Genomic DNA, 26563 nt, shown 5'->3' with positions numbered 1-26563 from the left:
GGACTAGATTCTGACGGTGAGCGATGCACTCGAACGCAACGAACCCCTCGACTCCGACGAGGGCGCCGCATCCGGATCCCGCCTCCTCGGCCGCCAGGTGCTGCTCGTCATGGCGGGAGGAGTCGTCGGCACGGCTCTCAGGGTGCTGGTGAACTCCGCCATCCCAGACCTCGACGGCGTCGCGTTCGGGATCTTCGTGATCAACCTGATCGGCGCCTTCGCCCTCGGTCTGCTGCTCGAGGTGCTCGCCAGGAGGGGCTCGGACACCGGGCGCCGCCGGCAGCTGCGGCTGCTCGTGGGCACCGGGGTCATCGGCGGCTTCACCACCTACAGCGCCCTCGCCACCGACAGCTCGCTCCTGCTCGACTCCGACCGGGTGCTCGCCGCCGCCGCCTACGCGCTCGGCACGGTCGTGCTCGGCGCGATAGCCGCCCTCGCCGGCATCCTCCTCGGCCGCCTCGTCCCCGAGGGCGCCGACTCGTGACCCCCCTGCTCTTCGCCCTCACGATCCTCGCCGGCGGCCTCGGTGCCGGCCTCCGCTTCGTGGTCGACTCCCTCGTGCGCACCCGCACGGGCACCGCGTTCCCGTGGGGCACCATGGTGGTCAACGTGAGCGGATCGCTCGTGCTCGGCCTGCTCACGGGCCTCGCCTCGTCGGTGGCACCGGATGCCCCGTGGCTCACCGTGCTGGGCGTCGGGCTGATGGGCGGCTACACCACGTTCAGCACCGCCACCGTCGAGTCGGTGCGGCTGCTGCTGGCCCGCCGCCCGGCCGCTTCGGCGCTCAACGGCGTCGGCATGCTGCTGCTCTGCACCGCGGCGGCCTACCTCGGCCTCATCGTGGGCGCCGCCATCGGCTGAGCCTAAGTCGGTCAGTCGTTCCGCACCACGTCGAGCGCGTGCTGCAGGTCGGCCGGGTAGTGGCTCTCGAACAGCACGTACTCCCGTGTCTCGGGGTGCACGAAGCCGAGCCGCATGGCGTGCAGCCACTGCCGCCCGAGCCCCAGCCGGGCCGAGAGCGCCGGGTCGGCGCCGTACATCGTGTCGCCGCAGCACGGATGCCGCTGCGCCGCCATGTGCACGCGGATCTGATGCGTGCGCCCCGTCTCGAGGTGCACCTCGAGCAGCGTGGCCGCCCGGTACGCCTCGAGCGTCTCGTAGTGCGTCACCGAGGGCTTGCCGCCCGCCGTCACCGCGAACTTCCAGTCGGATCGCGGATGCCGCCCGATGGGCGCGTCGATCGTGCCGGCGAACGGATCGGGGTGGCCCTGCACGAGCGTGTGGTAGATCTTGTCGACCTCGCGGTCGTGGAAGAGCCGCTTGAGCCAGGTGTAGGCCTCCTCGCTCTTCGCCACGACCATGAGTCCGCTCGTGCCCGCATCCAGCCGGTGCACGATGCCCGCACGCTCGGCGGCTCCGCTCGTGGCGATGCGGTAGCCCGCACCGGCGAGGGCGCCGAGCACGGTCGGTCCGTCCCAGCCCACCGAGGGGTGCGCCGCCACGCCCACGGGCTTGTCGATCACGATGATGCTGTCGTCGTCGTAGACGACCTCGAGCTCGGGCACCACGACGGCCACGATGCGCGGCTCCTCCTTGGGTGCCCACTCCACCGAGAGCCAGGTGTCGCGGCGCAGCTTGTCGGACTTGCCCACCGTGCGGCCGTCCACGCTCACGCCTCCCGCGTCGACGACCTCGGCGGCGAAGGTGCGCGAGAAGCCGAGCAGCTTGGCGATGCCGGCGTCGACGCGCGAGCCGTCGAGCCCATCGGGGACGGGCAGGGTGCGGGATTCCATCAGGCCCTGTCGCTCTTCTCGTCGACGACAGGGGCGTCGCTCGTCGAGACGTCGTCAGACTCGGAGTCGTCGTTCGTCGCGCGTTCGTTCACCGCTCGCCGGCCGTCGAGACCGATGCCCCGGATGGTGAGGATGATGAAGAGCACCATCGCCGAGGTGATCGACACGTCGGCGAGGTTGAAGATGGCCGGCAGCACCGGGATGGTGATGAAGTCGATCACGTGGCCCACACCGAAGCCCGGCTCGCGGAACAATCGGTCGAGCAGGTTGCCGATCGTGCCGCCGAGGAGCAGTCCGAAGACCCAGGCCCAGGCGTAGGAGCGGATGCGGCGGGAGAACCAGATGATGAAGGCCGTCACCACGGCCGCGAGGATCGAGAAGATCCAGGTGTAGGCGTTTCCGATCGAGAAGGCCGCACCGGGGTTCTTCACGAACTGAAATTGGATGAGGGTCCCCAGCACGGGGACGACCTCACCCAATTCGAGATGTGCGACGACCAGGAGCTTCGAGACCTGATCGAAGGCGATCGACGCTGCTGCGACGATCGCCAGGACGATCAGGACCCGAGGGCGGCCCTTCGAGGTGTTCTCAGCCTCCAAAGCCGCTGAAGCTCGACGACGGGCTCTTGTCGCCGTCGACGCTCGACGAGGTCAGATCCTTGAGCTGATCCTCGATGTAGCTCTTGAGGCCCGAGCGGTAGTCCTTCTCGAAGGTGCGCAGCTCGTCGATGCGGTGCTCGATGCCGGCCTTCTCCTGGTTGAGGCGGGCCAGCTCGTTGCGCTGCTTGGTCTCGGCCTCGGCCACGATGCGTGCGGCGGTGGCGTGACCCTCGGCGATGAGGGAGTCGCGCTTCTCGGCGCCTTCCTTGACGTGCTCGTCGTGCAGACGACGGGCCAGCTGCAGGAGGTTGGTGGTGGAGCCGGTCTCGTCGTCGACGTCGCTCGAGGAGCTCGCCACGGGGGCCGGGGCCACAGGAGCGGCGGCGACGGGGGCCGGAACGGCCTCGACGGGAGCGGCGACCGGAGCAGGAGCCTCGACCTTCTCGTCGGCCTTCTCCACGGGAGCTGCCGAGACGGGGGCGCCGGAGCCGAGCTGAGCCTTGAGCTCCTCGTTCTCCTGCGTCAGACGGCGGAGCTCGACCACGACCTCGTCGAGGAAGTCGTCCACCTCGTCCTGGTCGTAGCCCTCGCGGAACTTGGTCTGAGAAAATCTCTTGTTAACAACATCTTCCGGAGTTAACGCCATGGTCTTCCACCCTTAGTGCTTCGACAGTCAGTGATAGTGCAAGCAGTGATAGTGCGTGCAGTGATAATGCGTTGCTAACCGTAGCAACATTCCATGGGAAGGTCACGCCAGGCGCAGGAAGCCCGCCACCGACATGCCGATGATCACGAGGAGCATCGTGATGCTCCACCCGAAGTCGAGCGCCACGGCGCCCACTCGGAGCGGCGGGATGATGCGCCGGAAGAACCTGATGGGCGGATCGGTGACCGTGTAGGCCACCTCCGCCAGCACCAGTACTGGTCCGGCCGGGCGCCAGTCACGGCGCACGGTCCGGACGAGGTCGAGGATGAATCGACCCCACATCAGGAAGAAGTACAGCAGCAGAGCGAAATAGACGACGGTCGCGATGATCGAGACGAGGGAACCCACCCCGTAATTATGACTGAACGAAGAAGGAGGATTCTGCGCGAGCCTGTGAGCCGTCGTCTCCGGAGACCGAGACGTGCGAGGGCGAGAGCAGGAACACCTTGCTGGTGACGCGCTCGATCTTGCCGTAGAGGCCCTGCGAGAGGCCGCCGGCGAAGTCGATCAGGCGGCGCGCATCGGCATCCGTCATCTGCGACAGGTTGATGATGACCGGGATGCCGTCGCGGAAGTTCTCGGCGATCACCTGGGCGTCTTTGTACTGCTTCGGGTGGACGGTGAGGATCTCGTTCATTTCAGCAGGTGCCACATTCTTGGGAGCGGTGTGCGCGGACTTGCGGAGCGGGGTGACCGGCGCGCGGCCGGCCTGCGGCTGCGACTGCGGGGCGACGGCCTGCGGGGCCTGGTGCGGGTGGGGCACAGGGGCCACGGGGGACGACTGCGGAGCTCGCTCGGCGGGGGTCTCGTATTCGAGCTCCTCGTCGGCGAGGCCGAGGTACACCATGGTCTTGCGGAGTGGGTTGGCCATCAGAACCTCCGGTTGCGGTTACTTTTCCTAACCGCAAGATTAAACGCGCGGTGGCCGGTTTCCCGTGATTGCGGTACCGATGCGCAGGTGTGTCGCGCCCTCGGCGATGGCCTCGCGGTAGTCGTTCGACATGCCTGCCGAGATGGCGGTGGCGCTCGGCAGCACCGACCGCACGACGTCGCTCGAGGCCCGGAGCCGCACGAACGCCGCTCGCGGCTCCTCGTCGAGGGGGGCCACGGCCATGACTCCGAGAAGCCTGAGACCTTCCGCGGCGGCGGCGCGCTCGGCGAGCCGCTCCACCTCGTCGGGGTGCACTCCCCCGCGCGACGGGTCGTCTGTGAGGTTGACCTGCAGGAAGACGTCGAGCGGCGAGCCGTCGGAGGCGAGCCTGTCGACGAGCTCCGGCCGGTCGACGGAGTGCACGGCGGTGGCGTACTCGCGGGCCTGTCGCGCCTTCTTCGTCTGCAGCTGACCGACGAAGTGCCAGGCCGGAGCGAGGTCGGCGAGCTCGACCGCCTTCTCGCGCGCCTCCTGGTGGCGGTTCTCGCCGAAGTCGCGGATGCCGAGCTCGTGCAGCTCCCGGATGAGCGAGACCGGGTGGAACTTCGTCACCGCGATGAGGGTGATCCCCTCGGGATCGCGACCGGCCGAGCGGGCCGCCTCGGCGATGCCGGAGACGACCTGCTCGACGCGGTCTGCGAGTTCGCTCACTTCAAGAAGTCGGGGACGTCCAGGTCGGCGTCGTCGTCTTCGGAGGCCGGGTCGAGGGCGACGCCGCCGGCGAGTCCGAGGTCGCTCGTGTGAGCGCCTCCTGCCCACGACTGCGTCTGCGGCTTGGGGGCCTCGGCGGTGTCGTCGGCGGGCAGCTCGCGACGCGACGAGGCGGCGGGCGCTCCTCCGCGACCGAACGGGTCGGACTCCTCGGCCGCGGCGGCGAAGCTCGCGCGGCGGCTGTCGGGAGCGGCGACCGGGGTGTTGGCGTTCGGCTCTCCGCCGTCGAAGCCCGCGGCGATCACGGTGACGCGCACCTCGTCGCCGAGGGTGTCGTCGATGACGGCACCGAAGATGATGTTCGCCTCCGGGTGCACCGAGTCCTGCACGAGCTTGGCCGCGTCGTTGATCTCGAAGATGCCGAGGTTCGATCCGCCCTGGATGGAGAGCAGCACGCCGTGCGCACCGTCGATCGAGGCCTCGAGCAGCGGGCTGGCCACGGCGAGCTCGGCCGCCTTGATGGCGCGATCCGCACCGCGCGAGGATCCGATGCCCATGAGGGCGGATCCTGCCCCCTGCATGACCGACTTGACGTCGGCGAAGTCGAGGTTGATGAGGCCGGGGGTGGTGATGAGGTCGGTGATGCCCTGCACACCGGCGAGGAGCACCTGGTCGGCCGTGGAGAAGGCCTCGAGCATGCTGATGCCGCGGTCGCTGATCTCGAGCAGCCGGTCGTTCGGCACCACGATGAGGGTGTCGACCTCGTTCTTGAGGGTGGCGACGCCGTCTTCGGCCTGGGCCGCACGGCGCTTGCCCTCGAAGCCGAAGGGCTTCGTGACGACACCGATGGTGAGCGCGCCGATCGACTTCGCGATGCGGGCCACCACGGGGGCGCCACCGGTACCGGTTCCGCCGCCCTCGCCCGCGGTCACGAAGACCATGTCGGCGCCCGCGAGCGCCTCCTCGATCTCCTCCGCGTGATCCTCGGCGGCACGGCGGCCGACCTCGGGATCGGCACCGGCGCCGAGTCCGCGGGTGATCTCGCGACCGACGTCGAGCTTGACGTCGGCGTCGCTCATCAGGAGCGCCTGCGCATCCGTGTTGATGGCGATGAACTCGACCCCGCGGAGCCCGAGCTCGATCATGCGGTTGACGGCGTTGACGCCGCCGCCGCCGATGCCGACGACCTTGATCACGGCGAGGTAGTTCTGGTTCGATGTCACGTGCGGCCTCCGCTGGAACCTTAAAGTTCGGGTTGAAAGTTAAAGTTATTCCGAGTATGTATTTCCTGAATTGAAGGTACGGGAGTGAGCCCCGGCAGGCCGGGAGAAACTCCGCGTGTCGCGATCAGCGGACCACGGGGCTCTGCGGACTCGACACGTCGTACTGCACAGGGGCGTTCGGATCCTGGGTGGCGATGAGCCTCGTGAGCAGCCGGGCCTTGAGCTCGCTCTCCTCCTCGCTCCCCCACACCACGCTCTGGCCGACGCCGGCGAACACGAAGGTCACGCTGTCCGGAGTCGTTCCGCTGATGCGGTCGATCGAGGCGAGCAGGTCGTCGGGCAGCGACATCAGCACGGCCGCCGCCGCCTCGAAGCCGGGGCTGCCGATCTGCGTGCCGGTGAGATCCATCAGGGGGAACCCGGTGATGCGATCCGGCCACTGCTGCACCGTCACGCCCGCGGCGTCGATGAGGTCGAATCCCGTGGCGGTCTGCACCTGGGCCACCGGGCGGCGCTCCACCACGCGCACGGCGAGGGTGTCGGGCGGGCGGGCCTCCACCGAGTACGACTCGATGTAGGGGAAGGCGGCGAGCTCGCGCTCGATGCTGCCGTAGTCCACGAGGGCGAGGGGGCGGCCGAGCTGATCGTCGAGGGCGGTCGAGACCGCGGCGGCGTCTAGGCGCTGGGCGCCCTCCACGGCGATGCTCCGCACGGCGAGGAGCGGCGAGTAGGCCGCGAGCAGCACCACGATCACGAGGCCGGCCACCGAGGCGCCCGCCACCATCCACGCGAGGCGGCGGCGGCGCGAGCGCTGCGTGAAGCGCTTGGCCTCTGCTCGCTCGTAGCGGCGGCGGGTGCGGGTCGCCCGGCGCAGCTCGCGCTTGGCGTCGGCGGAGCGCTTGCCCGACTTCTCGTCGCGGGCGGGGCGCTGCGGCTCACGCCGGGGCAGGTCGGTCTCGGTCAGTCGGGTGACCGGCTCCGTCGCATCCGCGTCGGGCCGACCCGGGCGCTCGGGGCGCTCTGCACGCTCCGCTCGCTGGGGTCGCTTCGTGGGGAGTCGTTCGATCGGCTCGGTGAGCTGCTCGTCAGCCCCGCGCGATGCCCGGGCGGCGGGCTTCGCAGCGGAGGCCTTCGACGCCGAAGCCTTCGGTGCAGCAGACTTCGGTGCAGCGGCCTTCGCGGCCGGCCGCACCTTCTTGGGTGCTCGCTTCTCGGGGGTCGGCGGCGGGGGCGGTGGGGCGGCCGGCGGCGCGGGAGGCGGGGTGATCCCTGGTGGTCGTTTCACTCGGCCGCCGTGCCCGCCTCCGCCGCCGAGCCGGCGCGCTCGAGCGATTCGAGCAGCTGGGGCACGATGAGGTTCACGTCGCCGCAGCCGAGCGTCACCACGAAGTCGCCGGGGCGGGCCACCTCGGCCAGGTGGTCGGCCGCGCGCTGCCAGTCGTCGATGTAGGCCACGTGGTCCTGGTCGCCGAAGCGCTCGGAGACGAGGGCGCCGGTGACACCGGGGATCGGATCCTCCCTGGCACCGCACACCTCGAGCACGATCGTGTAGTCGGCGGTGCGCTCGAGCGTCTCGGCGAACTCCCCGGCCATGAGCTGGGTGCGGCTGTAGAGGTGCGGCTGGTGCACCGCGATGATGCGGCCCTCGCCCACCACGGTGCGGGCCGCCGTGAGCGCGGCGTCGACCTCGGTGGGGTGGTGGGCGTAGTCGTCGTACACGCTCACGCCGTCGACGGTGCCGTGCAGCTCGAAGCGCCGCCCGGTGCCGCCGAACGCTCCGACAGCGGCCACGGCGGCGCCCGGCTCGAAGCCGAGGCCCACGAGCACGGCCACGGCTCCTGCCGCGTTGAGGGCGTTGTGGTGGCCGGGCACACGCAGCTCACCGGGGTAGTCGGTGCCCTGGTGGGCGATGGTGAACCGCACGGGGCCGTCGGTCACGACGGAGTGCACACGGAAGTCGGCGTCGGCCGCCTCGCCGAACGTGAGCACCCGCTCGTGCGCGAGTCGCGACGAGACGCGGAGCGCCCCCGCGTCGTCGGAGGAGATGACCACGAGCTCGCTCGAGGCGTCGGCGAACCGCACGAACGCGTCCTCCACCGCCTCCACGGATCCGTAGTGGTCGAGGTGGTCGGGGTCGACGTTCGTGATGAGCGAGACCGCGGTGTCGTAGAGCAGGAAGGAGCCGTCCGACTCGTCGGCCTCCACCACGAACAGCTCGCCGTCGCCGAGGGCCGAACTCGTGCCGAGGTCGGTGATGACGCCGCCGTTCACGAAGCTGGGCTCGGCGTCGAGCTCCCGCAGGGCCGTCACGATCATGCCCGTCGAGGTGGTCTTGCCGTGCGCTCCCGCCACGGCGATGAGCCGGCGTCGGTTGGTGAGCCAGGCGAGTGCCTGGGAGCGGTGAAGGATGGTGAGCCCCTGCTCCTTGGCGCGCAGGTACTCGGGGTTGTCGGGCCACAGGGCGCTCGTCACCACGAGGGTGTCTGCGGTGCCCACGTTCGCCGCGTCGTGGCCGACGGCCACGGGGATGCCGAGCGCACGCAGCTTCTCGGCCGTCTTCGAGTCGGTGCGATCCGAGCCGGTGACCGTCAGGCCGGAGGCGGCGAAGAGCCGGGCGATGCCGCTCATGCCCGCGCCGCCGATGCCCACGCAGTGCACGGCGCCGAGCGCCTCGGGGATCTCGATGTCGAGGTCGGGTTTGATCACGGGTTCACGCACTTTCACGATTCTCGGGGCGGCGGGGATCCGCCCGGCTACCACGTTACGCGCACCCGTGGCCGCAGACGCTCAGGCACGCCCCAGGAGGGCGGGGCAGTGCCTATGCGCGCCCCGCGAGCGCGGCGTCGACCAGCGTGGTGAGGCGGCTGGCGCCGTCGGGGATGCCGGCGGTGCGGGCGGCGGCGGCCATCGTCTCGATCCGCGCGGGGTCGGCGAGCAGCGGCAGCACCACCTGGGCGAGCCGCTCGGGCGTGAACGAGGCGTCGTCGATGAGCACCGCGCCGCCCGCGTCGAGCAGATCCCGGGCGTTGAAGCGCTGCTCCCCGTTGCCCACGGCGTAGGGCACGAGCACCGAGGGGATGCCCACGGCGCCGAACTCCGAGAGCGTCGAGGCGCCGGCCCGCGAGATGGCGAAGGTGGCCACGGCGAGAGCCAGATCCATGCGGTCGCAGTAGTCGAGGAACACGTAGCCGTCGATCCCCGGATCGGTGACCTCCGCCCGGTTGCCCGCGATGTGCAGCACGTTCCAGCCGGCACCCACGAGTTCCTTGGCCGAGGCGTGCACCGTGGCGTTGATGCGACGGGCTCCGAGCGATCCGCCGGTCACGAGCAGGGTCGGGCGCAAGGGATCGAGACCGAACAGCGTGTGGGCCGAGGCCGCGGCCAGTTCCCGCGCGGCCGGTGAGGCCAGCGCCGTCACCTCGGTGCGGAGCGGCATGCCCGTCACGGTCGCGTGCGGCAGCACCGTGCTCGCGAACGTCACGGCCACCCACGGCGAGAAGCGCGCACCGAGCCGGTTGGCGAGGCCCGGCTTCGCGTTGCCCTCGTGGATCACGAACGGCACGCCGGCCTTCCTGGCACCCAGGTAGCCGGGCGCCGAAGCGTAGCCGCCGAATCCCACCACCACGTCGACCCCGCGCTCGCGCACGATCTGGGCCACGCGGGCGACGGTGCGGCGGAGCCCACCGGGGAAGCGCAGTGCTGCGCCGTTCGGCCGGCGAGGGAAGGGCAGCTTCGGAATGGTGATGAGCTCGTAGCCGCGGTCGGGCACGAGTCGCGCCTCGAGGCCCTCTGCGGTACCGAGCACGAGCACGGTGCACGAGGGATCGCGGCGGCGCAGCTCGTCGGCGGTCGCGAGCAGCGGGTTGACGTGGCCGGCGGTGCCGCCGCCCGCCAGGAGGTAGGTGGTCACTCGGCGTTCTCCCTGGCCACCGCGAGCACCACTCCGATGGCGGCGAGCGTGGTGAGCAGGGCCGATCCGCCCGAGGAGATCAGCGGCAGCGGCACACCGAGCACCGGCAGCACCCCGAGCACCACGGCGATGTTCACGAAGGCCTGGCCGATCAGCCACACCATCACGGCGCCCGTCGCCACGCGCGAGAACATGTCGTTGGTCGAGCGGATGATCCGCACGAACGCGATGGCCAGGGCCACGAAGAGGATGAGCACCACGATCGCGCCCACGAGGCCGAGCTCCTCGCCGATGATGGCGAAGATGTAGTCGTTGTCGGCCGCGGGCAGCCACGACCACTTGGCGCGCGAGTTGCCGAGGCCCACGCCGAGCACTCCCCCGCTCGCGAGCGCCCACTCGCCGTGCTGCGCCTGCCAGTCGGTGCCCTCGTAGTCGGTGTTGGTGCCCGAGAGGAACGACATGATGCGTGTGGTGCGGCTCTCGCTCGAGAAGGCCACGACCACGGCGATGAGCCCGGCGGCGATGATCGGCAGGGCCAGCATCCTAAGCTTGACACCGGCGAAGAAGAGGGCGCCGAACACGAGGCCGGCCATGATCATGACGGTGCCGAGGTCGCCACCGACGAGCACGAGCAGGATCGCACCGCCCGCCACCGGCAGGATCGGGATGGCGACGTGAGCGAAGTTGCCGAGCAGCGGCTCCTTCCTCGTGAGGATCGAGCCCATCCACACCACGAGGGCGAGCTTGACGAGCTCGGAGGGCTGGAAGTTGACGCTGCCGACGCCGATCCAGTTGAGGTTGCCGCCCACCTCGATGCCGAGGGGTGTGAACACGAGCAGCTGCACACCCACGGCCACGAAGATCGCGAGCCAGGCCCAGCGCTTGAAGAAGCGGATGGGCAGCCGCGAGATCACGAGCATGAGAGGTATGCCGATGAGGGCGAACATGCCCTGCTTCCAGAACACGCCGAAGAAGCCCTGGCTGCCGTTGTAGGAGTCGATCGAGCTCGACGAGAGCACCATCACGAGCCCGAGCAGCACCAGGAAGAGCGTGGTGCCGAGCAGCAGGAAGTAGTTGCTCGACTCGGCGGTGAACGCCTGACCGAGCGAGATGCGCGCCGAGTGGGCGCGATCCGATGCCGACTTAGCCGAGGGCAGTCGGGTCGGGGGCCGGGAGGTCGTCGTCACCGTCACTGCCCTCCACGTGCTTCCGTACGGCCTCCGCGAATCGGTCTCCCCGATCGGCGTAGTCCGTGAACTGGTCCATCGAGGCCGCGGCGGGAGCCAGCAGCACGACGTCTCCTGGAGAGGCCGCCGCCGCTGCGAGGGCGACCGCGTCGGCCATCACATCCCTAGTCTCTTCGTGGTCGACCTCGAACAGGGGAACCCCGGGCGCGTGTCGCAGGATGGCGTCGCGGAGCTCCACCCGGTCGACACCGATCACCACGACCGCCCGCACCGGCGAGCTCGATCCGGCCAGCGACGACTGCACGAACGGGTCGACGTCGACGCCCTTCAGCAGGCCGCCCACGATCCAGACGATCGACGGGTAGGCGCGGAGCGACGCGGAGGCGGCGTGCGGATTGGTGGCCTTCGAGTCGTCGACCCAGGTGACTCCCCCGGCCGTCACGACGTGCTCGATGCGGTGCCTGTCGAGCGTGAACGAGGCGAGAGCCGCGCGCACGGCCTCCACCGAGACACCGTAGCTGCGAGCGAGGGCTGCCGCGGCGAGCACGTCGGCGACGGTGTGGGGGGCGCCGAGCCCTCGCGCACCGAGCTCGGCCAGGGTGGCGATCTCGAGGGCGGAGTCGCGGCGCTCCTCGAGGAACGCGCGGTCCACGAGGATGCCGTCGACCATGCCGAAGTCGCTCGGACCGGGCACTCCGAGCCCGAAGCCGATGGCTCGGGCGCCCTCGACCACCTCGGCCTCCTCCACCATCGTCATGGTGAGCGCGTCGGCCTTGTTGTAGACGCACGCGACCTGCACGGCGTCGTAGACCTTGGCCTTCGCGGCCGCGTAGGCCTCGAACGTGCCGTGCCAGTCGAGGTGGTCCTCCGCTACGTTGAGCACCACGGCCGAGTGGGCCGACACGCTCGAGGTGGAGTGCAGCTGGTAGCTCGAGAGCTCCACCACGAGCACGTCGAAGCCCTGCGGATCGCGGATGGCGTCGAGAACGGGGATGCCGATGTTGCCGCACGGCGCCACCCGGTGGCCGCCCGCGAGCAGCATCGAGGCCGTCAGCTGCACGGTGGTGGTCTTGCCGTTGGTGCCGGTCACGGCGATCCAATCGGCGGGGCGGCCCGTGACGGCGTTCACGACCTTGTCGCGCACGCGCCAGGCGAGCTCGACGTCGCCCCACACGGGGATGCCGCGCTCGGCGGCCCACACGAGCAGCGGATCGTCGGGTTGGTAACCGGGCGAGACCACCACGAGCTCCGGGTCGTGCGAGACGAGGGCCTCGGGGATCTCGCCGGCCGGGGCGAGCACGAGCGTCGCGCCGATCACGGGCACGAGGTCGGCGTACTTCTCGGGCGCCTTCTCGGCCACCACGAGCACCGAGGCGCGGAGCTCGGTGAGCGTGTCGGCCACCGAGAACCCGGTCATGCCGAGGCCGAGCACCGCCACGCGGAGCCCCGACCAGTCGGCGTGCCAGCTGGTGAGCGAAGCAGCGCGTGACACCTCGGGCCCGTCCGCCATCAGCGGGAGAGCCACTCGAGGTAGAACGAGCCCACGGCGCCCGCCACGAAGAGACCGGCGATGATCCAGAAGCGCACCACGATGGTGACCTCGGCCCAGCCCTTCATCTCGAAGTGGTGGTGCAGGGGGCTCGCCCGCCAGATGCGCTTGCCCTTGGTGAGCTTGAAGTAGGTGAGCTGCACGGCCACCTGGCCGGCCACGATCACGAAGATGCCACCGATGAGGATGAGCAGCAGCTCGGTGCGGGCGAGGATGGCGAGGGCGGCCAGCGCGCCGCCGAGGGCGAGCGATCCGGTGTCGCCGAGGAAGATCTTGGCGGGGTTGGTGTTCCACCACAGGAAGCCGATGAGCGCCCCCACGATCGTGGCGGCGACCACGGCGAGGTCGAGCGGATCGCGCACGTCGTAGCACTTGTCGAGCACGTCGGTGTCGAGCAGCTCGCTCGCGCACGACTGGTTGAACTGCCAGAAGCCGATGATCACGAACGAGCCGATCGCGAGGATCGACGATCCGGGGGCGAGGCCGTCGAGGCCGTCGGTGAGGTTGACGCCGTTGGAGGTGAACATCACCATGATGCAGATCCACACCACGAAGGCGATGACGCCGAGCACCACTCCCCAGGAGAGGAAGTCGAAGGGCAGGTCGCGGATGAACGAGACCTTGGTCGACGCGGGCGTCTCGCCCTGCGCGTTCGGGAACTGGATCGCGAGCAGCGCGAAGACGATGCCCACGAGCACCTGGCCCACGATCTTCGCCACGGGGCTCAGGCCGAGGCTGCGCTCCTTGTGCACCTTGAGGAAGTCGTCGATGAAGCCCACCACGCCGAGGCCGGTCATGAGGAACAGCACGAGCAGGCCGGAGACCGAGGGCATCTCCTGCGTCACGAGGGCCGAGACGAAGTAGCCGAAGAGCACCGCGAGGATGATGACGATGCCGCCCATCGTGGGCGTTCCGCGCTTGACGTGGTGCGCATCGGGGGTGTCGACGTTGATGAACTGGCCCCAGGCGAACCGCTTGAACATGCGGATGAAGACCGGGGTCAGGAAGAGCGTGAAGGCCAGCGAGAGCGAGGCGGAGGCGAGCAGGGTGATCATGAGTTCTGCCCCGCCGTCGAGTTGGCCTCGGCGATGCGGTCACCGAGAAAACGGAGTCCGGCCGAGTTCGACGACTTCACCAGGATGAGGTCGTCGGCGCGGGTGTCGGCTGCGATGAGCTCGAAGGCCTCGTCGGCCGTCTCGACGAAGAACGCCTCGTTGCCCCAGGATCCCTCGTGCTCGGCGGCCAGGTGCACCGCGCGGGCGCCCTCCCCCACCACGTAGAGCTTCTTGATGTCGAGGCGCACCACCATGCGGCCGATGCGGTCGTGCTCCTCCACCGAGTAGGGGCCGAGCTCGCTCATCTCGCCGAGCACGGCGATGGTGCGCTGCTCGGGCCGGGCGATCTGGGCCAGGGTCTTGAGGGCGGCGGCCATCGAGTCGGGGCTCGCGTTGTAGGCGTCGTTGATCACGTGCACGCCGTTCCTGCCGCCCATCACCTCCATGCGCCAGCGCTCGGCGCGCGTGACGGTCTCGAGCGCGGCCACGATCTCGTCGATCGACACGCCGAGCACGTGCGCCGACGCGGCGGCGGCGAGGGCGTTCATGACGTGGTGCTCGCCGAGCACGGCGAAGCGCACGGCCTTCGAGTGGCCTCCGGGCAGGTGCAGCACGAAGGCGGTGCCCTCCGCGGTCGCGTCGATCTCGGTGGCGCGCACCTCGGCGGCGTCGGAGAGACCGAACCAGAGCACGCGGGCCTTCGTCTTCGAGGCCATTCCCGCCACTCGCGGGTCGTCGATGTTGAGCACGGCCACGTCGGAGGGCAGGAGATCCTCGACCATCTCGGTCTTCGTGGCGAGGGTCGTCTCGATGCCGCCGAACTCACCGGCGTGGGCGAGGCCCACGGTGAGCACCACACCGACGTCGGGCTTCGCCATGCGGATGAGGCGCGTGATCTCGCCCTTGCCGCTCGCGCCCATCTCGGCCACGAGGAAGCGTGTGGTGGCGGTGAGCTTGAGCATGGTGAGAGGCGCGCCCACCTCGTTGTTGAACGAGTCGCGAGGGGCCACGGTCTCGCCCACACGCTCGAGCACGGCGCTCAGCAGGTTCTTGGTGGTCGTCTTGCCGTTGGATCCGGTGATCCCCACGACCCTCAGGTCGCCGCCGGCGCGCACGCGGGTCACCACGTCGGTCGCGAAGGCGCCGAGCGCGAGCACGGAGTCCTCCACCACCACCTGGGGCACGGCCAGCTCGCCGCCGTGCTCCCTGGCGAAGGCGTGCTCGATCACCACGAGAGCGGCGCCCGCGGCGACGGCGGGCTCCACGAAGCGGTGACCGTCGTCGAACTCACCGCGCTTGGCCACGAAGACGTCTCCCGTGCCGATGAGGCGGGAGTCGGTGTCGACGGTGCCGTTCACGATCGTCTCGGGAGTCCAGCCCGCGCGGGCGGCCTGGTCGGTGATCACGAGTTCGCCCTGCAGGGCCTCGGCGATCTCGGTCAGTGTGAGGTCGAGCATGTCTCAGAGCCATCCGTGTTCGTGCAGCGCATTGCGTGCGTCGTCGCGGGCGGAGTAGGCGATCCGCTCCCCCGCGACTTCGTGGTAGTCCTCATGGCCGGGTCCGGCGTAGAGGATGACGTCGCCCTCGTCGGCGATCGAGAGGGCGTGCCGGAACGCCGTGCGCGGGTCGGGGACCTCGTGCACCTCGCGTTCGGGCACGGCCGCGAGGGCCGCGTCGATGAGTGTGCGGCGGATCGAGGCCGCGTCTTCGTAGCGGGGGTGGAAATCGGTGACCACCACGACGTCGGAGAGGCGGGCGGCGATGGCGCCCATGTCCTCGCGCTTCGAGGGGTCCCGGTCGCCGTCGGCGCCGAACACCATGATGATGCGGCCCTCGGCCACCCGGCGGAGCGACTCGAGGATCGACACGAAGGCGTCGGGCGTGTGGGCGTAGTCGATGTAGACGATCGGGCCGCGGTCGCCCGAGACCTTCTCGGTGCGACCCGGGATGTAGACGTCGATGCCGGGGGTCCGCTCGGCGTCGAGATCGCGGTCGTCGCCGTCGTAGGGCTCGTTGAGCGCGTGCGCGATGGCGTCGAGGTCGAAGCCCGACTCCACGAGCATCACGATCGCGAGGGCCGCGTTGCCGGCCATGTAGCTGCCGACGAGCGGCACCGAGGTGGTGAGCGAGCGGTGGTCGGGGCCGTGCAGCGTGAACGTCGTGCGATCGAGGGTCTCCTCGTCGATCTGCAGGGTCCACTCGGCGTCGGCCGCCGCCGACGAGCTGATGGTCGTGAGCGGGATGCGGGACTCCTGCACGAGCCTGGTGCCCCAGTCGCCGTCGACCATCACCACGCCGCGCCTGGCCCTGTCGGGCTGGAACAGCTCGCGCTTGGCGGCGAAGTAGCCGTCCATCGTCTCGTAGTCGTCGAGGTGGTCGTGGCTGAGGTTGGTGAACCCCACCACGTCGAACACGATCCCGTCGACCCGGTGCTGCGTGATGGCCTGCGCCGAGACCTCGAGCACGACCGAGCGCACATCCGCTTCCCGCATGCGGGCGAGCATGGCGTGGATCTCGGTGGCCTCGGGCGTGGTGAGCTTCGCCACGATGGTCTCGTCGCCGATGCGGCGCTCGGCGGTGGTGCTGAGGCCCGCCACGATGCCGAGCTGGCGGAGGATGGCCTCGAGCAGGTACGCCACGCTCGTCTTGCCGTTGGTGCCGGTGACGGCGAACATCGTGGGCGGATCCTCGCGGGTGCGGTGGATCCAGGCGGCGACCTCGCCGAGAGCGAGCCTCGGGTCGGGCGTGATGATGACGGGGAGCCCCGCGCCCTCGGCGAGCTCGGCACCCTCCTCGTCGGTGAGCACGGCGACGGCGCCGCCCTCCTTGGCCGCCGCGGCGAACGAGGCGCCATGGAACCGTGCGCCCTTGAGGCCCACGTAGAGGTCACCAGGCACCACGTCTTTCGACGAGAGGGTGATGCCGCTCACCACGTCGGTCACGGGAGCACCACGGTGCGCGAAACCGAACTCCTCGACCAGGTGCGGGAGCGATCGCGCGATCGGATGCTCCGGTCTGAGTGCCGAAGAGCCGCGATCAGCCACAGGACTCCTTGTTCAAAACGTGGTCGGCATGTCTGGTGCGGGCACCGTGGACGGCAGAACCCGGTTCTGCTTCAGGACCTGCGACATGATCTTCTGGAAGACCGGTGCCGCGGCCAGAGCCGAGTCAATGGTAACCGGCTTCGCGATGGAGACCGAAACGACGTACTGCGGGTCCTCCGCGGGAGCGAGTCCGGCGACCGAGGTGATGTAGCTCGAGCTGTACGCTCCGCTGCCGTCGCTCATCTGCGCGGTACCGGTCTTCGCGGCCACCCGGTAGCCCGGGATCTCGAGGCTGGTCTTGGCGTAGCCGCCCGTCACGACGGTCTCGAGCATGTTGACCACGTCGGTCGAGACGCTGTCGGGCACGATCTGCTCGCCCGCCGAGTCGACCGTGTCGGTCATGGTGCCGTCGGCCTGGCGGCAGCCCTCCACGAGCTGCACGGGCAGACGCACACCGTGGTTGCCCAGGGTCTGGTAGAGGCTCGCGATCTGCACGGCCGTCGTCGAGACACCCTGCCCGAAGGTCGTCGTGAGGTTGGTCTGGTCGTCCCATTCCTCCCAGGGAGCGAGGATGCCGCCGGACTCGGCGGGGAAGCCGACCTCGCTCGGGGTGGTCATGTGGAACTTCTCCATGTACTGGTACCGCTGCTCGGAGGTGAGCAGTTCGCCGAGCATCGCGGTGCCGGTGTTGGAGGACTCCTGCATGACACCCGCGAACGTGAGGTTGAGCGGATCGGCGTGGAACGAGCTGTCCCTCGTGGAGGCGCCGTTGGCATCCGTGTAGATGTAGGGCGCCACGACCTGGGTCTGGGTGGTCGCGAGTCCGGCGTCGAGTACCGAGGCCGCGGTGAGCGCCTTGAAGGTCGATCCGGGCTCGAAGGGGGCCTGGAAGGCCTTGGAACCGCGGTCGGCCTCTGCCGTCGCATCCACGTTGTTGGGGTCGACGCTCGGGTAGTCGGCCACGGCCAGCAGCTTGCCGGTCTTGACCTCCTGCACCACCACGGTGCCCCACTCCGCGCCGACCTCGTTGATGCGGTCGAGCAGGGTCTGCTGGGCGAAGAACTGCAGGTCGCTGTCGATCGTGAGCACCGCGGTGCCACCGGGCTTCGCCTCGACCGCCGTCTCGGTGGTGCCGGGGATGGCCACGCCGTCGGCGCCGCGCTCGTAGGTCTCGAGCCCGTCGGTGCCCTCGAGGCAGTCGTTGTCGAGCTGCTCGACCCCCGCGAGTCCCTCGAGCCCGTTCTCGCCCGGCTCACCGGTGAAGCCCACGATGCTGCCGCCGACCGCGCCGTTGGGGTAGGTGCGCACGGGGTGCGACTCGTAGTAGAGCCAGGGGATGCCGAGGTCGCGGATGGAGCGGAACGCCTCCACGTCGATGCCCTGCGTGATGTAGGCGAAGTTCGACGACGGATCCGTGGTGAGCGCCGCGTACACCTCGTCGGCGGTCTGCCCCGTGATGGCGGCGATCTCGGCGGCGGCCTGGGTGGGGGTCACGTCGACGGTCTTGCCGTCGGCCCCCGTGCGCTCGAAGTCGGTGACCGACCGGGGCGAGGCGGTCACGTCGTAGCGCAGCACCGTGGTGGCGAGCACCGTGCCGTCGTTGTCGGTGATGTCGCCGCGGAGCCCGTAGACCGGGCTCTGCATCGAGAGCTTGTCGAGCGAGGCGGCGTTGAGGGTGTCGGCCTGCACGATCTGGATCGAGACGAGGCGCACGATGAAGACGATCACGACCGCCGCCACGAGGGCGACGGAGAAGGCCGCACGACGGCGGGTGCTGCGGGAGACGGCGGTCACGAGGCGCTAGCGCGTGGTCGGGGAGGGCAGTGCACCCTGCCACGGTACGTCGGCGGTCTGCTCGGCGGCGGGAGGCGCGCTCACGGCGCCGGTACCGGCATCTGCACCGGATGCCGCAGCCGCGGCACCGGCGGCCGGGGTCTCGGCGGCGGGAGCCTCGGCGGCCGGCGCCTCGGTGGCGGGTGCGGCAGCGGCGGGGGCCGCGGCAGCGGCGGCGGGAGGGGTGAGCAGCGAGTTGGGGATCTCCGCTCCCCCGGTGGCCGTGGCGCCCGCGGCGGCCGGGGAGCCGAGCACGGCGCCGTCCGACAGGCGGAGGTAGACGGGAGTGCTGTTGGCGACCATGCCGAGCGCGACGGCGCTCGCGGCGAGGTTCTGCGGCGACGAGAGCGTGTCGTACTGCTCGGTGAGCACCTGGTTGGTGCGGTCGAGCTCCTTCTGGGTCTGCTGCAGCGCCGAGATCTCGTAGGCGCCGTCGGAGAGCCCGACCGAGAGCAGCAGCTGGGTCACCACGATGGCGAGCACCCCGGTCACCACGACCGCGGCGTAGGCGATCCTCGGCCGAGCGCGCTTCTGCGCCCGACTCGGCACGATCTCGATGCGCGGTGCGATCGGCAGATCGATGTCGGGAAGCTCTCCCGGCGTCGACGGGAAGGGGGCACGGGAGGACGGCGACTTGAGCGCGGTGGAACCGAGTGTGCTGCTGGGGCGCGCCATGTAGGCGCCGGCCGCGTTCGTCACGCGATCCTCCTGATCTTCTCTGCGGCGCGGAGGCGCACGGGGATGGCACGGGGGTTGCGGGCGCGCTCGGCGTCGTCGGCGAGCTCGGCACCTCGCACGAGGAGCTTGAGCTCGGGCGTGTGGTCGGGGAGCTCGACGGGCAGCCCGGGGGGCGATGTGGAGACGGCCCGCTTCTGCAGCTCGCGCTTCACGATCCTGTCCTCGAGCGACTGGAACGCGAGCACCACGATCCGACCACCGAGCCGGAGGGCGTCGATGGCCTTCGGCAGCGCCTGCTCGAGCACGCTCAGCTCGGCGTTGACCTCGATGCGGAGGGCCTGGAAGACGCGCTTGGCGGGGTGCCCCTGGTTCGAGAACTTGGCGGGGGTCGCCGCCTGGATGATGTCGACGAGGTGCCCGGAGCGGAGCACAGGGCCGGCGTTCCTGGCCTCCACGATCTTGCGGGCGTAGCGGTCGGCGAGCTTCTCCTCGCCGTAGTCGCGGAAGATGCGGCGGAGGTCGGCTTCCGAGTAGGTGGCGATGATCTCCGCGGCAGCGAACTCCGCCGTGTCGTCCATGCGCATGTCGAGGGGTGCGTCCTTGGAGTAGGAGAAGCCGCGGTCGACCTCGTCGAGCTGCATCGACGAGACGCCGAGGTCGAACAGGATGCCGTCGACCTCCTCGATGCCGAGCCCCTCGAGGGCCTCGTCGATCTCGTCGTAGACGCAGTGCACGAGATCGATCCGGTTCGAGAAGCGCTCGAGGCGCTCCCCGGCGAGCCGGAGGGCGTTGGGGTCGCGGTCGAGCCCCACGAGGTGCAGGTCGGGGAAGGCCTCGAGGAAGGCTTCCGAGTGGCCGCCGAGGCCGAGGGTGCAGTCGACGAGCACGGCACCCGGTCGCTCGAGGGCGGGGCCGAGCAGCTCGAGGCTGCGCTCGAGGAGCACCGAGGTGTGACGCTCGGAGGCGAGACGCTCAGTCGCGTTCTCGGGAGCGTGGGGAGGGGTCTGGTCGTTGTCGGCCATGGCGTCCGGTTCCGGTTCGCAGTCCCTGATCCCCATCCATTCCGACCTGGCACCGGGGAAGTGTGTCAGGGCTTTCGACCTGGCACCGGGGAAGAGTGTCAGGGCGGATGAATGGCTGGGAGTCAGGGACGACGACTCAGAAGAGTCCGGGGATCACCTCCTCGTCGGTCTCGGAGAAGGCGGCCTCCTGGGCGGCCAGGTAGGTGTTCCAGGCCTCGGCGTCCCAGATCTCGGCGCGGGAGCCCGCACCGATCACCACGAGGTCGCGGTCGAGCTTGGCGTAGCCGCGGAGGGCGGCGGGAATGGTGACCCGGTGCTGCTTGTCGGGGGTCTCGGCGCTCGCGCCGGAGAGGAACACACGCAGGTAGTCGCGCGCCTGCTTGCTCGTGACGGGGGCCTGGCGGATCTTCTCGTGCAACTCCTCGAACTCGCGGGTGGAGAACACGTAGAGGCAGTTCTCCTGGCCGCGGGTCATCACGACGCCACCGGCCAGTTCGTCCCGGAACTTGGCGGGCAGGATGAGTCGCCCTTTTTCGTCGAGCTTGGGTGCGTAGGTGCCAAGGAACATCTACCTCCCCTTACTCTCCGGCCAGGAATCGTGGGCTTTCACTCCACTTTACTCCACTCCCCACCACAAACTTGGGAACATCGCCCATTCGACACGCAAAAGACCCTCCGGAGCCCCGTGAACACAGGGATCTGGAGGGTGGAGGGAAATGGAGGGCCAGGGATGCCCAGCGGCGATTCGCGGGCACGAAAAAAGACCGGCCCGAAGGCCGGTCTCGATTCGTGGAGCGGAGTGGAGGGAGGGGCTACTGCCCCCGGTCGTCGTCCCTGCGCTCCCAGCGGTCGTTCAAGCGGTCCATGAAGCCCGACTTGGTCGACGACGACGTGCTCCGACCGGCGGGGCCGGTGGTGGAGGTCGTGGGAGTCACGGGAGTGCCTGCGGTGCCCTTGGTGCGGCGGAGTGCGATGAGCACGCCGGCGAACATCGCCACGAAGCCCACGACACCGATGACCGGCTGTCTGAACACCACTCCGGCGATCACGACACCGAGGCCCACGATCGCCACGAGGATGCCGAGCACCAGGGCACCGTAATTCAGTCGTCCACGGCCACCGCTGACCGCCGACACGAAGTCGGCGTCATTGTGGTAGAGACTGCGCTCCATCTCATCGAGGAGTCTCTGTTCTTGCTCCGAAAGCGGCATCGTTGTTTCACCTCAGGCTCAGGACTGGTGCGTCACTGCCGATTGTAGTGAGCGCAGTCTAGCTAGGCTAGGCGAGTGATGGAAAGCCCGCGCCTAGTCAAACTCGTCGACACTCGGATCACTGAATTCCTTGCGTCGCGTGAGTCCATTCTCCGGCGCATAGCCCCAGAGCTAGCACCCTTCGCGACGTTCTCGCGGGATCTTCTCAGCGGCGGCAAGAGGTTCAGGGCGCAGTTCTGCTACTGGGGCTGGCGAGCGGTGTCTCCGGCGAACTCCGCCACCGCCGTGCCGCGCGAGAGCGAGCTCGATGCGCTCGTCGATCTGTGCGCGGGTCTCGAGCTGTTCCACGCCGCGGCCCTCGTGCACGACGACATCATCGACAACTCCGACACCCGCCGGGGGCTGCCCGCCGCGCACAAGCGCTTCGAGGCACTGCACGCCGAGCAGAACTGGCACGGCCCCGCCCGCAGCTTCGGGGAGGGCAGCGCCATCCTCCTGGGCGATCTCCTGCTCGCCTGGAGCGACGAGCTCATCTCGCGTGCCGTGCTGGGGGCACCGGCGCTCGACGCGCTCCTCGGCGCCCGCGAGGCCGTCGACATGATGCGCACCGAGGTGACCCTCGGCCAGTACCTCGACCTCATGGAGGAGAGGGCCTGGGCGGGTCTCGACTTCGCGCAGGCGCTCGAGCACGCGGAGCGCGTGATCGTCTACAAGTCGGCGAAGTACAGCGTGGAGGCTCCCCTGGTGATCGGTGCCTCGCTGCGCGGGGCCGACGACGATCAGCTCGACTCGCTGCGGCGGTTCGGGCTGCCGCTCGGCATCGCCTTCCAGCTGCGCGACGACGTGCTGGGCGTGTTCGGCGACTCTGCCCGCACCGGCAAGCCCTCCGGCGACGACCTGCGGGAGGGCAAGCGCACCGTGCTCGTGGCACTCACGCGTGCTCGCCTCGACCCGCCGGCCAGGCGCATCTTCGACGAACTGCTCGGCGATCCGGATCTCGGCGAGCAGCAGATCCGCATGATGCAGCAGACCATGGTGGAGACCGGAGCCGTCACCGAGGTCGAGCTCATGATCGGCGAGCGCGTGCGCACGGCCCTCGCCGAGCTCGAACGGGCTCCCCTCGGCGCCACGGCCAGGGCGGAGCTCTCCTCCCTCGCCCGCACCATAACCCAGCGCGAGAGCTGAGCGTCCGGGCCGGGAACGGCCGGGCTAGAGCGCCTGGGCGATCCGGCGCACCTCGGCCTTGCGCCCCGCGAGCAGCGCAGCGATGGGCGAGGTGTCGAGCAGGTCGTTGGGCGTGATGAGCCACTCCACGATCTCGTCGTCGGAGAAGCGCAGGTCGGTGAGCACCGTGATGGTGCCGCGGAGCTCGGTGAGCGGCTCGCCGTCGCGCACGAACACGGCGGGAACCGAGAGCACACCGCCTCGCCTCGTGGCCACGAGGTGCCTGTCCTCGATGAGCCGTCGCACCCTGCTGGGGGTGAGGTCGAGCAGCTCGACGAGGTCGGGAACGGTCAGCCATTCGATGGCGGGCAGATCAGTCACCTCTCCAGAGTGCCACGCCGAGGGGTGCCCGTGCGACCGGCGATGCTCGCTCACGTCACGAATGGATAAATTCCACCCGAATGAACGGTGCCCGGCAGTGTCTATGCGGGGAAGTGGATACGCCGCTCCCTAGACTCGGAGGCGTGACCAGCGCGCCCCCCGATCCCATGATCGGCCGTCTCATCGACGGCCGCTATCAGGTGAGGTCGCGCGTCGCCCGCGGCGGCATGGCCACGGTCTACCTCGCCACCGACCTGCGGCTCGAGCGCCAGGTCGCCATCAAGATCATGCACGGCCACCTCGCCGACGACGCCGCCTTCAAGGAGCGCTTCGTGCAGGAGGCCCGCTCGGCCGCACGCCTCGCGCATCCGAACGTCGTCAACGTCTTCGATCAGGGCCAGGACGCCGAGATCGCCTACCTCGTGATGGAGTACCTGCCGGGAGTCACCCTGCGGGATCTTCTCAAGGACTACGGCAAGCTCACCACCGAGCAGACCGTCGACGTCATGGATGCGGTGCTCGGCGGTCTCGCCGCGGCGCACAAGGCCGGCATCGTGCACCGCGACCTCAAGCCCGAGAACGTGCTGCTGGCCGATGACGGCCGCATCAAGATCAGCGACTTCGGTCTGGCCCGTGCCGTCTCGGCCAACACGGCCACCGGCCAGGCGCTGCTCGGCACCATCGCCTACCTCTCGCCCGAACTGCTCACGCGGGGCACGGCGGATGCCCGCAGCGACATCTACGCGGCCGGCATCATGCTCTACGAGATGCTCGTGGGCGCACAGCCCTACGTGGGCGAGCAGCCGATGGCGATCGCCTTCCAGCACGCCAACGACCAGATGCCCACGCCGAGCCACGCCAACCCGCAGGTGCCTCGGCAGCTCGACGCCCTCGTGCTGTGGGCCACCGCGAAGAACCCGGATGAGCGGCCCACCGACGCGCGCGAGATGCTCGAGCGACTGCGCTCGGCCGAGAACGAGCTCGTGGGCAAGCGCGCCACCAACCCGGCCACCTCGCGCACCGTCGTGATGCCGGCCGACAGCTTCGACGCCGATCTCGACCACGCCCAGACCCAGGTGCTCGAGGAGCGCAGGCGCACGGGCTCGATGGCCGCCGTGAACCAGGGCTCCCCCACTCCCTCCACCTCCGCGTACGGATCGGCCGGCCTGCCGCCCGCTCCCCCCGGCATGCGCCCTCCCGTGGCGAACGCCGGCGGCCCCGGAGCGGGCATGGCGCGCGGCGCCGGTGCCGAGACGCAGGCCAAGCTCGCGCAGAAGGCCTCCGGCCGGCGCAAGCGCGGGTTCTGGATCTTCGGCGTCGTCATCGTGATCGCCGCTCTGCTCGGCACGGCCGGCTGGTGGTTCGGTGCGGGCCCCGGCGCCATGACGAGCATCCCGGATGTCTCCACCATGTCGCCGGACGACGCGGTCAGCACGCTCACCGCCCTCGATCTCGAGGCCGCGCGGCAGGATGCGGCGAACCTCGACGTGCCCGCCGGCTCCGTGATCGGCACCGATCCCCCGGCCGGCAGCTCGGTGCGCAACGGCTCCGCGGTCACCGTGCTCGTCTCGATCGGGCCGGCCATGCTGCCCGTCCCCACGCTCACCGGCCTCGACGAGGCCGCAGCGCAGGCCGCCATCACCGAGGCCGGCTTCACCTACGCCTCCACCACCACGCAGTTCTCAGACGAGGCGGAGGCCGGCATCGTGCTGCAGGCCACGGGTGCCGACGGCGCCCCGCTCGGCGCGGAGTACGGCGAGATGCAGCCGATCTCCCTCGTGGTGTCGCTCGGATCGGTGCCCGGTGTGGTCGGCCAGACGCTCGAGGAGGCCACGGCCACGCTCGCCGCTGTCGGCCTCGTGGGGGTCGAGGGGTCTCAGGACTTCAACGACGAGTACCCCGAGGGTCAGGTCTACGACGCGATCCTGCCCGAGGGCACGATCGTGGAGGGCAGCTCGATCACCCTCAACATCTCGCGCGGCCCGGAGCCCGTGACGGTGCCGAGCGACCTCAACGGCAAGTCCTGGAGCGAGGTCAAGCCCGTGCTCGAGGAGCTCGGGTTCTCGCTGCAGTACAACGCGGTGGCCGACGCCTTCCCCGACACCTTCCGGGTGAGCGCCACCAACCCCGAGGCCGGCACGAGCGTGCCGAAGGGCTCCTCCATCACCGTCAGCTTCAGCGTCTTCTAGCCACCGTTGCCCGCCTGACGCACGACGAAGCCCCCGAGACCAGAGTCCCGGGGGCTTCGTCGTGTCTGGCGGTGGGCGGTCTAGGAGCGGCCGCCGCTCGTGGCCACGAGCTCCTCGGCCACCAGGAAGGCGAGCTCGAGCGACTGCATGTGGTTGAGACGCGGGTCGCAGAGGCTCTCGTAGCGGGTGGCGAGGGTGGCCTCGTCGATGTGCTCCGAGCCGCCGAGGCACTCGGTGACGTCGTCTCCCGTGAGCTCCACGTGGATGCCGCCCGGGTGCGTTCCCGCCGCGCGGTGCGCCTCGAAGAAGCCCTTGACCTCGTCGACCACGTCGTCGAAACGACGCGTCTTGTAGCCCGTGGGTGTCGTGAGACCGTTGCCGTGCATCGGGTCGGTGACCCAGAGCGGCAGCGCGTCGCTGGCCTTGATGGCCTCGAGCAGCGGCGGCAGCGCATCTCGGATCTTGCCCGCACCCATGCGCGTGATGAAGGTCAGGCGACCCGGCTCACGATCGGGGTCGAGCTTGTCGATGAGGCGCAGCATGTCGTCGGCGCTCGTGGTGGGGCCGAGCTTGACGCCGATGGGGTTGCGGGTGCGCGAGAGGAAGTCGACGTGCGCGCCGTCGAGGTCGCGCGTGCGCTCCCCGATCCACACGAAGTGGCTCGAGGTGTTGTACGGTGTGCCCGTGCGCGAGTCGATGCGCGTCATGGGGCGCTCGTAGTCGAACAGCAGCGCCTCGTGGCTCGTGTAGAACTCGGTGCGCTTGAGAGCTTCGAAGTCGGCGCCGCACGCCACCATGAACTTCACGGCGCGGTCGATCTCGCCGGCCAGCTGCTCGTAGCGCACATTCGCGGGGTTCGAGGTGAACCCCTTGTTCCAGGTGTGCACCTGGCGCAGGTCGGCGAAGCCCCCCTGGGTGAAGGCCCGGATGAGGTTGAGCGTCGACGCGGCCATGTGGTAGCCGTCGAGCAGTCGCTTGGGGTCTGCCGTGCGCGACTCCGGGGTGAAGTCGTAGCCGTTCACGATGTCGCCGCGGTAGGCGGGCAGCGTGACGCCGTTGCGGGTCTCGGTGTCGCTCGAGCGCGGCTTGGCGAACTGGCCCGCCATGCGGCCCATCTTGATGACCGGCGTGGAGGCACCGTAGGTGAGCACCACGGCCATCTGCAGGATGGTCTTGACGCGGTCGCGGATCTGGTCCGCGGTCGCCCCGGCGAAGGTCTCGGCGCAGTCGCCGCCCTGCAGCAGGAACGCCTCGCCCCTGGCTGCCGCCGCAAGACGGTCGCGCAGGTTGTCGACCTCGCCCGCGAAGACGAGCGGGGGGAGGTTCGCGATCTCGCGCGAGACGGCCTCGACGGCGTTCTGGTCGGGCCAGGAGGGCTGCTGCTTGACGGGCAGGGTGCGCCAATAGTCCAGACCCGCGATCACCGATTCATCCGCT

The 26563-nt window shown here is 69.8% G+C and carries 26 protein-coding genes; 4 read left to right on the top strand and 22 right to left on the bottom strand.

The window, feature by feature from the left end:
• The first annotated feature begins 16 nt into the window (after positions 1 to 16).
• Both ACEXQC_RS01855 and ACEXQC_RS01850 read left to right on the top strand, forming a co-directional pair.
• On the top strand, positions 17 to 484 hold the full coding sequence (locus ACEXQC_RS01855) for a fluoride efflux transporter FluC (protein ID WP_374817768.1): 468 nt from the start codon (positions 17 to 19) through the stop codon (positions 482 to 484).
• Positions 481 to 861, top strand: coding sequence for a fluoride efflux transporter FluC (locus ACEXQC_RS01850; RefSeq protein WP_374817766.1), 381 nt, complete (start codon positions 481 to 483; stop codon positions 859 to 861). The genes ACEXQC_RS01855 and ACEXQC_RS01850 overlap by 4 nt, the downstream gene beginning before the upstream one ends.
• 11 nt (positions 862 to 872) lie before the next feature.
• Here ACEXQC_RS01850 and ACEXQC_RS01845 read toward each other — a convergent pair whose 3' ends face one another.
• The 20 genes from ACEXQC_RS01845 to ACEXQC_RS01750 form a co-directional block, all read right to left on the bottom strand.
• Positions 873 to 1793 (bottom strand): RluA family pseudouridine synthase, encoded by a 921-nt coding sequence (locus ACEXQC_RS01845; RefSeq protein WP_374817764.1) that lies wholly within the window; start codon positions 1791 to 1793, stop codon positions 873 to 875.
• Positions 1793 to 2392, bottom strand: a complete 600-nt coding sequence (lspA, locus tag ACEXQC_RS01840) for a signal peptidase II (protein ID WP_374817762.1) — start codon at positions 2390 to 2392, stop codon at positions 1793 to 1795. The genes ACEXQC_RS01845 and lspA overlap by 1 nt, the downstream gene beginning before the upstream one ends.
• The gene (locus ACEXQC_RS01835) at positions 2382 to 3038 is read right to left on the bottom strand and encodes a DivIVA domain-containing protein (protein WP_374817759.1); all 657 of its coding nucleotides are present in this window, start codon (positions 3036 to 3038) and stop codon (positions 2382 to 2384) included. Before ACEXQC_RS01835 ends, lspA begins: the two co-directional genes overlap by 11 nt.
• Before the next feature lie 102 nt (positions 3039 to 3140).
• Positions 3141 to 3446: a YggT family protein gene (locus ACEXQC_RS01830; RefSeq protein WP_374817757.1), complete on the bottom strand. Its 306-nt coding sequence runs from the start codon at positions 3444 to 3446 to the stop codon at positions 3141 to 3143.
• Between the two features lie 7 nt (positions 3447 to 3453).
• Positions 3454 to 3969 (bottom strand): cell division protein SepF, encoded by a 516-nt coding sequence (locus ACEXQC_RS01825; protein ID WP_374817755.1) that lies wholly within the window; start codon positions 3967 to 3969, stop codon positions 3454 to 3456.
• A gap of 39 nt (positions 3970 to 4008) precedes the next feature.
• A complete protein-coding gene (locus ACEXQC_RS01820; protein WP_374817753.1) occupies positions 4009 to 4680 on the bottom strand; it encodes a YggS family pyridoxal phosphate-dependent enzyme in 672 nt (223 codons plus the stop codon).
• Positions 4677 to 5903, bottom strand: coding sequence for a cell division protein FtsZ (gene ftsZ / locus ACEXQC_RS01815; protein ID WP_374817750.1), 1227 nt, complete (start codon positions 5901 to 5903; stop codon positions 4677 to 4679). The genes ACEXQC_RS01820 and ftsZ overlap by 4 nt, the downstream gene beginning before the upstream one ends.
• 124 nt (positions 5904 to 6027) lie before the next feature.
• On the bottom strand, positions 6028 to 7188 hold the full coding sequence (locus ACEXQC_RS01810; protein WP_374817747.1) for a cell division protein FtsQ/DivIB: 1161 nt from the start codon (positions 7186 to 7188) through the stop codon (positions 6028 to 6030).
• Positions 7185 to 8609 (bottom strand): UDP-N-acetylmuramate--L-alanine ligase, encoded by a 1425-nt coding sequence (gene murC, locus ACEXQC_RS01805; RefSeq protein ID WP_374818836.1) that lies wholly within the window; start codon positions 8607 to 8609, stop codon positions 7185 to 7187. Before murC ends, ACEXQC_RS01810 begins: the two co-directional genes overlap by 4 nt.
• Before the next feature lie 112 nt (positions 8610 to 8721).
• Positions 8722 to 9813 (bottom strand): UDP-N-acetylglucosamine--N-acetylmuramyl-(pentapeptide) pyrophosphoryl-undecaprenol N-acetylglucosamine transferase, encoded by a 1092-nt coding sequence (locus ACEXQC_RS01800; RefSeq protein ID WP_374817745.1) that lies wholly within the window; start codon positions 9811 to 9813, stop codon positions 8722 to 8724.
• Positions 9810 to 11000 carry a putative lipid II flippase FtsW gene (ftsW, locus tag ACEXQC_RS01795; protein ID WP_374817743.1) on the bottom strand — a complete coding sequence of 397 codons (1191 nt, stop codon included), beginning with the start codon at positions 10998 to 11000 and terminating at the stop codon, positions 9810 to 9812. The genes ACEXQC_RS01800 and ftsW overlap by 4 nt, the downstream gene beginning before the upstream one ends.
• Complete coding sequence (gene murD / locus ACEXQC_RS01790) at positions 10957 to 12492, bottom strand: UDP-N-acetylmuramoyl-L-alanine--D-glutamate ligase (RefSeq protein ID WP_374817741.1); 1536 nt, start codon at positions 12490 to 12492, stop codon at positions 10957 to 10959. Before murD ends, ftsW begins: the two co-directional genes overlap by 44 nt.
• A gap of 17 nt (positions 12493 to 12509) precedes the next feature.
• Positions 12510 to 13604: a phospho-N-acetylmuramoyl-pentapeptide-transferase gene (gene mraY, locus ACEXQC_RS01785; protein ID WP_374817740.1), complete on the bottom strand. Its 1095-nt coding sequence runs from the start codon at positions 13602 to 13604 to the stop codon at positions 12510 to 12512.
• On the bottom strand, positions 13601 to 15061 hold the full coding sequence (locus ACEXQC_RS01780) for a UDP-N-acetylmuramoyl-tripeptide--D-alanyl-D-alanine ligase (protein WP_374817738.1): 1461 nt from the start codon (positions 15059 to 15061) through the stop codon (positions 13601 to 13603). Before ACEXQC_RS01780 ends, mraY begins: the two co-directional genes overlap by 4 nt.
• A 3-nt stretch (positions 15062 to 15064) precedes the next feature.
• Entirely contained in the window at positions 15065 to 16648 is a 1584-nt protein-coding gene (locus ACEXQC_RS01775) for a Mur ligase family protein (protein WP_374817736.1), read from the bottom strand.
• A gap of 12 nt (positions 16649 to 16660) precedes the next feature.
• Positions 16661 to 18442, bottom strand: a complete 1782-nt coding sequence (locus ACEXQC_RS01770; RefSeq protein WP_374817734.1) for a peptidoglycan D,D-transpeptidase FtsI family protein — start codon at positions 18440 to 18442, stop codon at positions 16661 to 16663.
• Positions 18443 to 18448: 6 nt separating this feature from the next.
• Positions 18449 to 19180, bottom strand: coding sequence for a cell division protein FtsL (gene ftsL, locus ACEXQC_RS01765; protein ID WP_374817732.1), 732 nt, complete (start codon positions 19178 to 19180; stop codon positions 18449 to 18451).
• Positions 19177 to 20181 (bottom strand): 16S rRNA (cytosine(1402)-N(4))-methyltransferase RsmH, encoded by a 1005-nt coding sequence (rsmH, locus tag ACEXQC_RS01760; RefSeq protein ID WP_374817730.1) that lies wholly within the window; start codon positions 20179 to 20181, stop codon positions 19177 to 19179. The genes ftsL and rsmH overlap by 4 nt, the downstream gene beginning before the upstream one ends.
• Positions 20182 to 20317: 136 nt before the next feature.
• Entirely contained in the window at positions 20318 to 20749 is a 432-nt protein-coding gene (gene mraZ, locus ACEXQC_RS01755) for a division/cell wall cluster transcriptional repressor MraZ (protein WP_374817728.1), read from the bottom strand.
• Between the two features lie 244 nt (positions 20750 to 20993).
• Complete coding sequence (locus ACEXQC_RS01750; RefSeq protein ID WP_374817726.1) at positions 20994 to 21392, bottom strand: SCO2097 family morphological protein; 399 nt, start codon at positions 21390 to 21392, stop codon at positions 20994 to 20996.
• A gap of 75 nt (positions 21393 to 21467) precedes the next feature.
• Between ACEXQC_RS01750 and ACEXQC_RS01745 the strand changes: the two genes are divergently transcribed.
• The gene (locus ACEXQC_RS01745) at positions 21468 to 22577 is read left to right on the top strand and encodes a polyprenyl synthetase family protein (RefSeq protein ID WP_374817725.1); all 1110 of its coding nucleotides are present in this window, start codon (positions 21468 to 21470) and stop codon (positions 22575 to 22577) included.
• 24 nt (positions 22578 to 22601) lie between these two features.
• Here the strand turns inward: ACEXQC_RS01745 and ACEXQC_RS01740 are convergent, their stop codons facing one another.
• On the bottom strand, positions 22602 to 22937 hold the full coding sequence (locus tag ACEXQC_RS01740) for an Rv2175c family DNA-binding protein (protein ID WP_374817723.1): 336 nt from the start codon (positions 22935 to 22937) through the stop codon (positions 22602 to 22604).
• A gap of 143 nt (positions 22938 to 23080) precedes the next feature.
• Here ACEXQC_RS01740 and pknB point away from each other — a divergent pair, with 143 nt between their 5' ends.
• A complete protein-coding gene (gene pknB, locus ACEXQC_RS01735) occupies positions 23081 to 25126 on the top strand; it encodes a Stk1 family PASTA domain-containing Ser/Thr kinase (RefSeq protein ID WP_445451964.1) in 2046 nt (681 codons plus the stop codon).
• A gap of 80 nt (positions 25127 to 25206) precedes the next feature.
• Here pknB and ACEXQC_RS01730 read toward each other — a convergent pair whose 3' ends face one another.
• Entirely contained in the window at positions 25207 to 26550 is a 1344-nt protein-coding gene (locus ACEXQC_RS01730; RefSeq protein WP_374817722.1) for a class II 3-deoxy-7-phosphoheptulonate synthase, read from the bottom strand.
• Positions 26551 to 26563: the final 13 nt, after the last annotated feature.

Origin of the sequence: Herbiconiux liukaitaii, from assembly GCF_041927495.1 — a bacterium.
GTDB classification, from domain to species: domain Bacteria; phylum Actinomycetota; class Actinomycetes; order Actinomycetales; family Microbacteriaceae; genus Herbiconiux; species Herbiconiux liukaitaii.
The sequence above is the reverse complement of the archived record's forward strand: the minus strand, read 5'-3'. Positions and strand labels throughout refer to the sequence as shown.